Consider the following 12,995-nt stretch of genomic DNA (forward strand, 5'->3'; position numbering starts at 1 on the left):
AGTCCCCTGAGCGGCTTGCCGGCGCTGCGAAGCGTTGTGTTCGTCAGCAGCAGAGAAGCGAGATTATGCGGGGTTTGCTCCTCCCTGTCAACACCCGTCCTAATCGATTTTCCATTGTGGCAGGTAGGTGCTTCGCCTGCGCTCTCCAAAAAAACGGCGCCTTTCGGCGCCGTTTCAATATCAATACTGCAGATCAGCTTATGCCTGGCTGTCGCTTTCCGGAGTGTCGTTGTTCTGACCTTCGGCCATAGCAGCCTCTGCTTCGGCCGCTCTGGCAGCCTGTTCGGCCTGCAGGAGTGCACTGCGCTCCTCGGCTTCCCAGGATTCCTTTTCCTTGCGGGCTCGATGATAAGCGAGACCCGTACCGGCCGGAATCAGGCGGCCAACGATCACGTTTTCCTTCAGACCGCGCAGGCCGTCCTTCTTGCCCATAATGGCTGCTTCGGTGAGCACTCGTGTCGTTTCCTGGAAGGAAGCGGCCGAGATGAAGGAGTCGGTCGACAACGATGCCTTGGTGATACCGAGCAGCACGTTCTCATAAGTCGCCGGACGCTTGCCTTCGGCGATGACGCGATCATTCTCGTCCAACAGTTCAGAGCGCTCCACCTGCTCGCCCGGAATGTAGCCGGTATCGCCTGCATCGACGACCTGAACCCGACGCAGCATCTGACGCACGATGACTTCAATATGCTTGTCGTTGATTTTCACGCCCTGCAGACGGTACACGTCCTGGACTTCATCGACGATGTAGCGGGCCAGCGCCTCGATGCCAAGCAGGCGCAGGATGTCCTGCGGGTCCGCCGGTCCGTCGACGATCATCTCGCCTTTGTTCACTACCTGGCCGTCGTGCACCAGCACCTGCTTGTCCTTGGTGATCAGGAACTCGTGCTTGTTGCCGTCCATATCGGTGATTTCCAGGCGCTGCTTGCCCTTGGTCTCCTTGCCGAACGCGACCGTGCCGGTGACTTCGGCCAGCATGCCCGCATCCTTCGGCGAACGCGCTTCGAACAGCTCGGCGACGCGCGGCAGACCGCCGGTAATGTCACGAGTCTTTTGCGATTCGGTCGGAATACGCGCCAACACCTCACCCACGGAGACGTTCTGGCCGTCTTTCACGGTAATCAGCGCGCCGATCTGCAGACCGATGGTCACTGCATGCTCGGTGCCGGCGATCTTGACTTCCTGGCCTTGCTCGTTGAGCAGTTTGACCTGTGGGCGAACGCTCTTGGTGGACGAACCGCGGCGCTTGGCGTCGATGACCACCAGCGTAGACAGACCGGTCACTTCGTCGATCTGCTTCGCAACGGTCACGCCCTCTTCCACGTTCTCGAACTTCACCGTACCTGCATACTCGGTGATGATCGGGCGGGTCAGCGGGTCCCAGGTGGCGAGCGCGGTGCCGGCTTTGATGGCGAGACCATCCTTGACCAGCAGCGTTGCGCCATAAGGCACCTTGTGACGCTCGCGCTCGCGGCCGATGTCGTCGGTGATCAGCACTTCGCCCGAACGAGAAATGACGATCTGCTCGCCCTTGCCGTTGGTGACGTAGCGCATGGTGGCGGTAAAACGCACTGTGCCGTTCGACTTGGCTTCGACGGAGGACGCCACCGCTGCACGCGATGCCGCACCACCGATGTGGAAGGTACGCATGGTCAGCTGCGTACCCGGCTCACCGATCGATTGGGCGGCGACGACGCCGACAGCTTCGCCGCTGTTGACCAGCGTGCCGCGGCCGAGGTCGCGGCCGTAGCACTTGGCGCACAGACCGTAGCGCGTATCGCAGGTGAGCGGCGTTCGAACTTTGACTTCGTCGATGCCGAGGCGCTCGATGTTCTCGACCGCGTCCTCATCCAGCAGGGTACCAGCTTCGTACAGAGTCGCCTGATCTTCAGGGTTGATGATGTCGTTGGCGGCGACACGGCCGAGGATACGGTCGCGCAGCGCCTCAATCACTTCACCGCCTTCCACCAGCGCCTTCATGGACGCGCCGTTGGAGGTGCCGCAATCGTCTTCGGTGACAACCAGGTCCTGGGTCACGTCGACCAGACGACGAGTCAGGTAACCGGAGTTTGCGGTCTTCAGCGCGGTGTCGGCCAGACCCTTACGAGCGCCGTGCGTGGAGATGAAGTACTGCAGAACGTTCAGGCCTTCGCGGAAGTTCGCGGTAATCGGCGTTTCGATGATCGAGCCGTCCGGCTTGGCCATCAGGCCGCGCATGCCGGCGAGCTGACGGATCTGGGCGGCGGAACCGCGGGCGCCGGAGTCGGCCATCATGTAGATGGCGTTGAACGATTCCTGGGTGCCTTTGGTACCGTCGCGCTTGACGACGTCTTCGACCTTCAGCTGGTCCATCATGGCCTTGCCGACTTCGTCGCCAGCCTTGCCCCAGATGTCCACCACCTTGTTGTAGCGCTCGCCAGCCGTGACCAGACCGGAGGAATACTGCTGCTCGATCTGCTTCACCTCGTGCTCAGCCTGGGCGATGATGGTCGCCTTCTGCGGCGGCACCAGCATGTCGTCCACGCAGATGGAGATGCCGGCGCGGGTCGCGAGACGGAAGCCCGACTGCATCAGCTGGTCGGCGAACACGACGGTGGCGCGCAGGCCGCACTTGCGGAAGGAGATGTTGATGAGCTTCGAGATTTCCTTCTTCTTCAGCGCGCGGTTCAGCACCGAGAACGGCAAGCCTTTCGGCAGGATCTCGGAGAGGATGGCGCGGCCGACGGTGGTCTCGTAGCGCTTGACGGTCTGCACGAACTCACCGGTTTCGGGGTGCTTCGGATACTCGGTGATGCGCACCGTGATGCGGGTGGTCAGCTCGACTTCCTTGTTGTCGTAGGCGCGGATTACCTCGCCCACGTCGCGCAGCATCATGCCTTCGCCCTTGCCGTTGATCTTCTCGCGGGTGGCGTAGTACAGACCCAGCACGATGTCCTGTGACGGCACGATCGACGGTTCACCGTTGGACGGGAACAGGATGTTGTTGGAGGCCAGCATCAGGGTGCGGGCTTCCATCTGGGCTTCGATCGACAGCGGCACGTGAACGGCCATCTGGTCGCCGTCGAAGTCGGCGTTGAACGCGGCGCAGACCAGCGGGTGCAGCTGAATGGCCTTGCCTTCGATCAGCACCGGCTCGAAAGCCTGAATGCCGAGACGGTGCAGGGTCGGGGCGCGGTTCAGCATCACGGGATGCTCGCGAATGACTTCCTCCAGGATGTCCCAGACCACCGGCTCCTGAACTTCGACCAGCTTCTTGGCAGCCTTGATGGTGGTTGCCAAGCCCATCAGTTCGAGCTTGTTGAAGATGAAGGGCTTGAACAGCTCGAGCGCCATCAGCTTCGGCAGACCGCACTGGTGCAGCTTCAGCTGCGGGCCGACCACGATGACCGAACGGCCAGAGTAGTCGACGCGCTTGCCCAGCAGGTTCTGACGGAAGCGGCCGCCCTTGCCCTTGATCATTTCAGCCAGGGACTTCAACGGGCGCTTGTTGGCGCCAGTCATGGCTTTGCCGCGGCGGCCGTTGTCGAGCAGCGAATCGACGGCTTCCTGCAGCATGCGCTTTTCGTTGCGCGTGATGATTTCCGGCGCGCGCAGTTCCATCAGCCGCTTCAGACGGTTGTTGCGGTTGATGACGCGGCGGTACAGATCGTTCAAGTCGGAGGTCGCGAAGCGGCCGCCATCCAGCGGGACCAGCGGACGCAGTTCCGGCGGCAGCACCGGCAGCACTTCCATGATCATCCAGTCGGGCTTGATGCCGGAACGCTGGAAAGCCTCGAGCACCTTCAGGCGCTTGGCGTATTTCTTGATCTTGGCTTCGGACTTGGAATCCTTCAGTTCCTGACGCAAGGTCTCGACTTCACGATCGATGTCGATGGAACGCAGCAGTTCGCGGATGCCCTCGGCGCCCATGAAGGCGCTGAAGTCGTCGCCGTACTCTTCGTACTTGGCGGCGTAATCGTCCTCGGACATGATCTGGCACTTCTTCAGCGGGGTCATGCCGGGATCGGTCACGACATAGGCTTCGAAGTAGAGCACGCGCTCGATGTCGCGCAGCGTCATGTCGAGCACCATGCCCAGACGTGACGGCAGCGACTTAAGGAACCAGATATGGGCAACCGGCGAGGCCAGCTCGATGTGGCCCATGCGCTCGCGGCGCACCTTGGCCAGCGTGACTTCGACGCCGCACTTCTCGCAGATCACGCCGCGATGCTTCAGGCGCTTGTACTTGCCGCACAGGCACTCGTAGTCCTTGATCGGGCCGAAAATCTTGGCGCAGAACAGACCGTCGCGCTCCGGCTTGAAGGTACGGTAGTTGATGGTTTCCGGCTTCTTGACTTCGCCGTAGGACCAGGAACGGATTTTCTCGGGCGATGCGAGGCCGATCTTGATCGCATCGAATTGTTCGTTTTGCTGTACTTGCTTGAATAGATCGAGCAGAGCTTTCATTGGTATCACTCCAGTCAGGCGTGAAAAAACGCATCTCGGTATTGCGGGAAGCGGGTTCTGCTACAACCCTGTTCGCATCAGCGGGAGGGCCTCGCCTTGCCGGCGCAAGTTCCACTGATACCGGGAACAGACACCGCTTCCTTTACTGCCAACTTTCCGGCGGGCCGGCACATGCCAGCCCGTCTCGTGCGACAGACGCTTGAATCAGTCGCGCTCGAGGTCGATGTCGATGCCGAGCGAGCGGATTTCCTTCACCAGCACGTTGAAGGATTCCGGCATGCCGGCGTCGATGACGTGATCGCCCTTGACCAGGTTCTCGTACACCTTGGTCCGGCCGGTGACGTCGTCCGACTTGACGGTGAGCATTTCCTGCAGCACGTAGGACGCGCCATAGGCTTCCAGTGCCCAGACCTCCATTTCGCCGAAGCGCTGGCCGCCGAACTGCGCCTTGCCGCCAAGCGGCTGCTGGGTAACCAGGGAGTACGGGCCGGTGGAACGGGCGTGCATCTTGTCGTCGACCAGGTGGTGCAGCTTCAGCACATGCATGTAGCCGACGGTGACCGGACGCTCGAAAGCTTCGCCGGTGCGGCCGTCATACATGGTGACCTGGTTCTTCGACGCGTTCATGCCGAGCTGCGTCGCGATCTGATCCGGATAGGCGAGGTCGAGCATGCGCTTGATCTCGTTCTCGTGCGCACCGTCGAACACCGGCGTGGCGAATGGCACGCCATGCGTCAGGTTGTCGGCCAACTGCAGCACCTCCACGTCGCTGAAGCTGTCCAGGTCCTCCGACTTGCCGGATTCGTTGTAGATCTTCTTCAGGAATTCGCGCAGCTCCGCCGCCTTGGCTTGCGCCTTGAGCATTTCGCCGATGCGCAGGCCGAGGCCCTTGGAAGCCCAGCCGAGGTGCACTTCCAGCACCTGACCGACGTTCATACGCGACGGAACGCCGAGCGGGTTCAGCACGATGTCGGCCGGCGTGCCGTCGGCCATGTACGGCATGTCTTCCACCGGCACGATGCGCGAGACCACGCCCTTGTTGCCGTGACGGCCCGCCATCTTGTCGCCAGGCTGCAGGCGACGCTTGACGGCGAGATAGACCTTGACCATCTTCTGCACGCCCGGCGGCAGTTCGTCGCCCTGGGTCAGCTTCTTGCGCTTCTCTTCGAAGGCGAGATCGAACTGGTGACGCTTCTCGGCGATCGATTCCTTGATGGCTTCGAGCGCAGCGGCGGTGTCGTCGTCGGCCGGGCGGATGTCGAACCAGTGGTACTTGTCCAGATCGTCCAGGTACTCCTTGGTGATTTCGGCACCCTTGGCGAGGCGCTTCGGACCGCCGTTGACGACTTTGCCGATCAACATCTTTTCCAGACGCTGGAAGGCGTCGCCTTCCACGATGCGCAGCTGGTCGTTCAGGTCGAGGCGATAGCGCTTCAGTTCATCGTCGATGATCTGCTGGGCGCGCTTGTCACGCTGGATGCCTTCGCGGGTGAAGACCTGCACGTCGATGACGGTGCCGACCATGCCGGAGGGCACGCGCAGCGAGGTGTCCTTCACATCGGAGGCTTTCTCGCCGAAGATCGCGCGCAGCAGCTTCTCTTCCGGAGTCAGCTGGGTCTCGCCCTTCGGCGTGACCTTGCCGACCAGCACGTCGCCGGCTTCGACTTCGGCACCGATGTAGACGATGCCGGACTCGTCCAGACGCGCCAGCTGGTTCTCAGCCAAGTTCGAAATGTCGCGAGTGATTTCTTCCGCGCCGAGCTTGGTGTCGCGGGCAACGACGGACAGCTCCTCGATGTGGATCGAGGTGTAGCGGTCATCGGCAACCACCTTCTCGGAGATCAGGATCGAGTCCTCGAAGTTGTAGCCGTTCCACGGCATGAACGCCACCAGCATGTTCTGGCCGAGCGCCAGTTCGCCGAGGTCGGTCGATGCGCCGTCGGCGATGACGTCGTTCTTGGCGACGCGGTCGCCGACCTTGACGATCGGACGCTGGTTGATGTTGGTGTTCTGGTTGGAACGGGTGTACTTGATCAGGTTGTAGATGTCCACGCCCACTTCGCCGGCAGTTGCTTCGGCGTCGTTCACGCGAATCACCACGCGGCCTGCGTCGACGTAGTCAACCACGCCGCCGCGCAGGGCCTGCACGGTGGTGCCGGAGTCGACCGCGACGGTGCGCTCGATGCCTGTGCCGACAAAGGCTTTTTCCGGACGCAGGCAAGGGACGGCCTGGCGCTGCATGTTGGCGCCCATCAGCGCACGGTTCGCGTCGTCGTGCTCGAGGAACGGAATCAGCGATGCCGCCACGGAGACCACCTGGCCCGGGGCCACGTCCATGTACTGCACGCGTTCCGGCGATACCAGAATGGTTTCACCCGCTTCGCGGGCGGACACCAGCTCGTCGGACAGCATGCCGCCGGCGTCGATGGTCGCGTTCGCCTGGGCGATCACATAGCGGCCTTCTTCGATGGCGGAGAGGTAGTCGATCTGATTGGTGACCTTGCCGCTCTCGACCTTGCGATACGGCGTCTCGAGGAAGCCGTATTCGTTCAACCGGGCATACAGCGCCAGCGAGTTGATCAGGCCGATGTTCGGGCCTTCCGGCGTTTCGATCGGGCACACGCGGCCGTAGTGGGTCGGATGCACGTCGCGTACCTCGAAGCCGGCGCGTTCGCGAGTCAGACCGCCCGGGCCGAGCGCGGAGACACGGCGCTTGTGGGTGATTTCCGATAGCGGGTTGGTCTGGTCCATGAACTGGGACAGCTGCGACGAACCGAAGAACTCGCGAATGGCGGCCGAGATCGGCTTGGAGTTGATCAGGTCGTGCGGCATCAGGTTGTCCGCTTCGGCCTGGCCCAGGCGCTCCTTGACGGCGCGCTCGACGCGTACCAGGCCGGCGCGGAACTGGTTTTCCGCCAGTTCGCCGACGCAGCGCACGCGGCGGTTGCCAAGGTGGTCGATGTCATCGACTTCGCCGCGGCCGTTGCGCAGCTCGACCAGGATCTTGATGACGGCGAGGATGTCCTCGTTGGACAGCGTCATGGTGCCGGTCAGCTCATCGCGGCCGATGCGGCGGTTGAACTTCATGCGGCCGACGGCGGACAGGTCGTAGCGTTCTTCGCTGTAGAACAGTCCGTTGAACAGAGCCTCGACCGATTCTTCGGTCGGCGGCTCGCCGGGGCGCATCATGCGGTAGATCGCAACGCGGGCGGCGGTCTGGTCGGCGGTGTCGTCGGTGCGCAGGGTTTGGGAGATGTAAGCGCCCTGGTCCAGATCGTTGGTGTACAGCGTCTGGATGTCGGTTACGCGGGCATCGCGCAGACGGCCGAGCAATTCATCGGTCAGCTCGTCGTTGGCGCTGGCGATGATTTCGCCGGTGTCGGCATCAACCACGTTTTTGGCCAGCACGCGGCCCAGCAGGTAGTCTTCCGGCACGGAGATGTACTTGATGCCGGCGGCTTCAATTTCACGAACATGCTTGGCATTGATGCGCTTGTCCTTGGCAACGATCACCTTGCCCGACTTGTCAGCGATGTCGAAGCGTGCGACTTCACCGCGCAGGCGCTCGGAGACGAACTCCATCTCGGCGCCATCGGCGCGCAGGGTGAAGTTGTCGAACACGAAGAAGTTCGCCAGGATGTTTTCCGGCGTCATGCCGATGGCCTTCAGCAGGATGGTCACCGGCATCTTGCGGCGACGGTCCACGCGGAAGAAGAGGATGTCCTTTGGGTCGAATTCGAAGTCGAGCCAGGAACCGCGGTAAGGGATGATGCGGGCGGAGAACAGCAGCTTGCCGGATGAATGCGTCTTGCCGCGGTCGTGCTCAAAGAACACACCCGGGGAACGATGCAGCTGAGAAACGATCACACGCTCGGTGCCGTTGATCACGAAGGATCCGTTGGCGGTCATGAGCGGGAGTTCGCCCATGTAGACTTCCTGTTCCTTCATCTCCTTCACCACCGGCTTGGTCGGCGATTCCTTATCAAGAATCACCAGACGCACCTTTGCACGCAGTGGGGAAGCGAAGGTCAAGCCACGCTGTTGGCACTCTTTCACGTCGAACGGCGGCTCGCCCAACACGTAGGACAGAAACTCTAGGCGTGCAAAACCGTTGTGCGATACGATTGGGAAAATCGAGCTGAAGGCGGACTGCAGACCTTCGTTCTTGCGTTGTGTTGCAGGTTTTTCCGCTTGCAGAAAGCTCTGATAGGACTCGAGCTGAGTGGCGAGCAAGAACGGAACGTTGTGAACGTTTGCGCGCTTCGCGAACGACTTGCGAATGCGCTTCTTCTCAGTGAATGAGTATTGCATGGACACTCCGTGAGTGACAGGAAGGATAAAGAATTCAGGTTTCGCCGGCTGGTTGCGCGTGACTGCCGCATCTGCGAAACCTCAATTCTCGGCCCGTAAAACTTACTAGACTGCTGACTACCGAACTGCCGACTGCCAGGGTACTGCTTGACCGGGGTCGTTACTGCTTGGCATCGCGGTTTGCATCCACATCGATATGAGCCGATTCAGTGTCATATGAGGACGGACCCGTAATCTTCAATTCGCTTTGACCGACTGCGGAAACGACAAAGGAGCCAAAGCCGAGCCCACTTCTTCGAAGGGGGCTCTGAACTTTGACTCCGGCGATGCTTGATTCGCCTTGGCAAGCTGAATTACTTGAGGTCAGCTTTCGCGCCAGCTTCTTCCAGCTTCTTCTTGGCTGCTTCGGCGTCGGCCTTGGCGATGCCTTCCTTGACGGGCTTCGGTGCGCCATCAACCAGGTCCTTGGCTTCTTTCAGGCCCAGACCGGTGATTTCACGGACGGCCTTGATGACGCCGACCTTGTTGGCGCCAACTTCAGCCAGCACAACGGTGAACTCGGTCTGCTCTTCAGCAGCCGGTGCACCGCCAGCAGCGCCGCCCGCCGGGCCAGCAACTGCCATCGCAGCAGCGGAAACGCCAAACTTCTCTTCGAATGCCTTGACCAGGTCGTTCAGTTCCATTACGGACATCTGACCTACTGCTTCAAGGATATCGTCTTTGCTAATTGCCATTTGAAACTCCTAAATTTTGATTCGGTATTTACATCAGATTGGGTCTTGACCGGAAACCAGGGCCAGCGGAAAACCGCTATCAGGCGCCTTCGGTTTCCTTCTTTGCCGCCAGGGCGGCAAGCGCGCGTGCGAAGCCGGAAACCGGAGCCTGCATCACACCCAGCAACTGGGAGATGAGAACTTCACGGCTCGGGATGTTCGCCAGCGCAGCAACGCCTGCCTTGTCGAGAGGCTTGCCCGCATAGCTGCCCGCCTTGATGACCAGCTTGTCGTTGCCCTTGGCAAAGTCGCTGACGACTTTGGCCGCGGCAACGGCGTCTTCCGAGATCGAGTAGATCAGCGGACCGGTCATTTCGGAAGCGAGGCCAGCGAACTGCGTGCCTTCGACGGCGCGACGAGCGAGCGTGTTTTTCAACACGCGCATGTACACACCCTGGGCACGCGCCTTGGCGCGCAGTTGTGTCAAGTGACCAACCTGGATGCCACGATATTCGGCCACGACGATAGTCTGCGCTGTTGCGACTTTGGCGGAGACTTCGGCGACGACGGCCTTCTTGTCATTCAGATTGAGACTCAAGATCAACCTCCAAAAGTGATGCAAAACCGAGGGCTTTGCATCGTTTCGAACACGGCGTCCGAAGTTAGGAGTTCATTTCTGGCACGGTATGTCTGCGCCTTGCTGAGACTACAAAACTTGTTCGGGTTCGCCATCTGCGTTGGGTGACGGGGCTTGCGCCGCCGACGTTTAACTTCATGCATGGATGCTGCCGCATGCACTCCGCCCAACGGTCTTTGATTGCCCGGAAGGTAACGGTTGCCCGCCGCCTTCCGGCCCAAAGAACTGCCCCGCGGCGCGTGCGCCACGGGGACTTGATTGCTTAAGCAGCCAGGGAAGCCTGGTCGACGCGAACGCCCGCACCCATGGTGGAGGAGATCGCAACGCGGCGCAGGTAGACGCCCTTGCTGGTTGCCGGCTTGGCCTTGTTCAGCGCTTCGATCAGCGCGAGCAGGTTGGCCTTCAGGTCAGCGTCGGTGAACGACTTACGACCGATGGTGGCGTGAATAATTCCCGCCTTGTCGGTACGGTACTGGACCTGACCGGCCTTGGCGTTCTTGACGGCGGTGGCGACGTCCGGGGTCACGGTGCCGACCTTCGGGTTCGGCATCAGACCGCGGGGGCCGAGGATCTGACCGAGAGTACCGACGATACGCATGGTGTCCGGCGAGGCGATCACGATGTCGAACGGCATGTCGCCGGCCTTGACGCGCTCGGCGAGGTCTTCCATGCCGACCACATCGGCGCCTGCGGCTTTCGCCTGCTCGGCTTTGTCGCCGCTGGCGAACACCGCCACGCGAACGCTCTTGCCGGTGCCGGCGGGCAGAACGACGGAGCCGCGGACGACCTGGTCCGACTTCTTGGCATCAACGCCGAGCTGAACGGCGACGTCGATCGACTCGTTGAACTTCGCGGTTGCGCATTCCTTGATCAGGGAGATTGCGGCGTCGAAGGCGTACAGCTTGGTGCGATCGACTTTTTCTTTCAGTGCTTTTGCGCGCTTGGACAGCTTAGCCATTACAGACCCTCCACCGTGATACCCATGGAGCGAGCGGAACCGGCGATCGTGCGCACGGCGGCTTCCATGTCAGCTGCCGTGAGATCCGGCATTTTCGTTGTTGCGATTTCTTCCGCTTGCTTGCGGGTGATCTTGCCGACCTTGTCGGTATGAGGCTTCGGCGAACCCTTCTGGATGCCAGCAGCCTTCTTGATCAGAATGGTGGCCGGCGGGGTCTTCATCACGAAGGTGAAGGACTTGTCCGCGTAGGCGGTGATCACCACGGGAATCGGCAGGCCCGGCTCGACGCCTTGGGTCTGGGCGTTGAACGCCTTGCAGAATTCCATGATGTTCAGACCGCGCTGACCGAGGGCCGGGCCGATCGGGGGCGACGGGTTGGCTTTACCAGCCGGAACTTGCAGCTTGATAAAGCCGACAATTTTCTTTGCCATGATATTTCCTAGATGATTGAGTAGTAGCGCCTGTTGGACCATCCGGAAGGACGGCTTAATGAGGCTCCTCTGTGCAGGGGATTTTGCAGAACGTGCTTGCTGCGCTCCCGCCAAGCGCTGGTCGGCGGCTTAGACCTTCTCCACCTGACCGAATTCGAGCTCCACCGGGGTGGCGCGACCGAAAATAGTGACCGAGACGCGAACTCGGGACTTTTCGTAGTTGACTTCTTCGACGTTGCCGTTGAAGTCGGTGAACGGGCCGTCCTTGATGCGCACCAGTTCACCCACTTCGTACAGCACCTTGGGCCTCGGCTTTTCGACGCCTTCCTGCATCTGGTGCATGATCTTGTTGACTTCATGCGGCGGAATCGGCGTCGGCTTGTTGGATTTGCCGCCGATGAATCCGGTGACCTTCGGCGTGTTCTTTACCAAGTGCCAGGTTTCATCGGTCATTTCCATTTCGACCAGCACATAGCCCGGAAAAAAGCGGCGCTCGGTGACGGCTTTCTGGCCGTTGCGCACTTCGATCACTTCTTCGGTCGGAACCAGGATCTGGCCAAACTTGTCTTGCATGCCGGCGCGATTGATGCGCTCGGTCAGGTTGCGTTGGACGCTTTTCTCCATGCCGGAGTAGGCGTGGACCACATACCAACGCTTATTGCCGCTCGAAGCGGCAGTTTGAGAATCGCCCGGGACGCCCTCTTGTATGTTTTCGCTCATTATTTTTTCCAACCCAGTATCAGGTCATACAGGATGAATTCGAGCAGCTTGTCGGTGCCCCAAAGGAAAATCGCCATGATCAGCACGAAGCCGAATACCACGGCGGTCAATTGCATTGCTTCTTTACGGCCGGGCCAGACCACTTTCTTGGTTTCGCGAACGGAGTCGTTGGCGAAGCCGACAAACTGGCGCCCAGGAGCCGAAGTCCAAGCGATTGCAACAGCGACAGCAAGACCGGCGAGCAGCGCAGCGGCGCGTACGACGGTTGGCTTGTCAACGAGGAGATAGAAACCGGCAATACCCGCGACAACTGCACACAGGGCCAGAACGACTTTGAGCTTGTCGTTTGAAGTGGTGACGGTTTCGACGGGCTGGTTTGACATACGTGTTACTTTCAATACCCTGCAACCGATTTGAATTGGTGGCAGGGGCAGAGGGAATCGAACCCCCAACCTTCGGTTTTGGAGACCGACGCTCTGCCAGTTGAGCTATACCCCTACGCTTGGAACAGACGCCTGTCTAACAGGGCAGACCGTGAAGCCCGCCCTGAAGATCAGTTATTACTCGATGATTTTGGCAACGACGCCGGCGCCGACGGTACGACCGCCTTCACGGATGGCGAAGCGCAGGCCTTCTTCCATCGCGATCGGGTTGATCAGCTTGACCGTGATCGACACGTTGTCACCCGGCATGACCATCTCTTTGTCCTTCGGCAGCTCGATCGCGCCGGTCACGTCCGTGGTACGGAAGTAGAACTGCGGACGGTAGTTGTTGAAGAA

9 protein-coding genes and 1 tRNA gene are annotated in these 12,995 nt (G+C 60.6%); all 10 read right to left on the reverse strand.

Annotation, left to right across the window (positions count from 1 at the left end; translation table 11 throughout):
• Nucleotides 1-198 precede the first annotated feature (198 nt).
• The gene (gene rpoC / locus CHB88_RS23770; RefSeq protein WP_089401848.1) at nucleotides 199-4,446 is read right to left on the reverse strand and encodes a DNA-directed RNA polymerase subunit beta'; all 4,248 of its coding nucleotides are present in this window, start codon (nucleotides 4,444-4,446) and stop codon (nucleotides 199-201) included.
• 204 nt (nucleotides 4,447-4,650) lie between these two features.
• A complete protein-coding gene (gene rpoB, locus CHB88_RS23775) occupies nucleotides 4,651-8,757 on the reverse strand; it encodes a DNA-directed RNA polymerase subunit beta (protein ID WP_089401849.1) in 4,107 nt (1,368 codons plus the stop codon).
• 353 nt (nucleotides 8,758-9,110) lie between these two features.
• The gene (gene rplL / locus CHB88_RS23780) at nucleotides 9,111-9,491 is read right to left on the reverse strand and encodes a 50S ribosomal protein L7/L12 (protein ID WP_089401850.1); all 381 of its coding nucleotides are present in this window, start codon (nucleotides 9,489-9,491) and stop codon (nucleotides 9,111-9,113) included.
• A gap of 79 nt (nucleotides 9,492-9,570) precedes the next feature.
• On the reverse strand, nucleotides 9,571-10,068 hold the full coding sequence (gene rplJ, locus CHB88_RS23785) for a 50S ribosomal protein L10 (RefSeq protein WP_089401855.1): 498 nt from the start codon (nucleotides 10,066-10,068) through the stop codon (nucleotides 9,571-9,573).
• A gap of 301 nt (nucleotides 10,069-10,369) precedes the next feature.
• On the reverse strand, nucleotides 10,370-11,065 hold the full coding sequence (gene rplA, locus CHB88_RS23790; protein ID WP_089401851.1) for a 50S ribosomal protein L1: 696 nt from the start codon (nucleotides 11,063-11,065) through the stop codon (nucleotides 10,370-10,372).
• Complete coding sequence (gene rplK / locus CHB88_RS23795) at nucleotides 11,065-11,496, reverse strand: 50S ribosomal protein L11 (RefSeq protein WP_089401852.1); 432 nt, start codon at nucleotides 11,494-11,496, stop codon at nucleotides 11,065-11,067. The genes rplA and rplK overlap by 1 nt, the downstream gene beginning before the upstream one ends.
• A gap of 129 nt (nucleotides 11,497-11,625) precedes the next feature.
• Nucleotides 11,626-12,216: a transcription termination/antitermination protein NusG gene (gene nusG / locus CHB88_RS23800; protein ID WP_089401853.1), complete on the reverse strand. Its 591-nt coding sequence runs from the start codon at nucleotides 12,214-12,216 to the stop codon at nucleotides 11,626-11,628.
• On the reverse strand, nucleotides 12,216-12,599 hold the full coding sequence (gene secE, locus CHB88_RS23805) for a preprotein translocase subunit SecE (protein WP_089401854.1): 384 nt from the start codon (nucleotides 12,597-12,599) through the stop codon (nucleotides 12,216-12,218). Before secE ends, nusG begins: the two co-directional genes overlap by 1 nt.
• 39 nt (nucleotides 12,600-12,638) lie before the next feature.
• Nucleotides 12,639-12,714 (reverse strand) — tRNA-Trp (locus CHB88_RS23810).
• A gap of 62 nt (nucleotides 12,715-12,776) precedes the next feature.
• Nucleotides 12,777-12,995, reverse strand: a 219-nt coding sequence (locus CHB88_RS23815; RefSeq protein ID WP_483869944.1) for an EF-Tu C-terminal domain-related protein, incomplete at its 5' end; no start/stop codon positions are given.

Origin of the sequence: Noviherbaspirillum humi (genome assembly GCF_900188095.1) — a bacterium.
Taxonomy (GTDB): Bacteria; Pseudomonadota; Gammaproteobacteria; order Burkholderiales; family Burkholderiaceae_D; genus Noviherbaspirillum; species Noviherbaspirillum humi.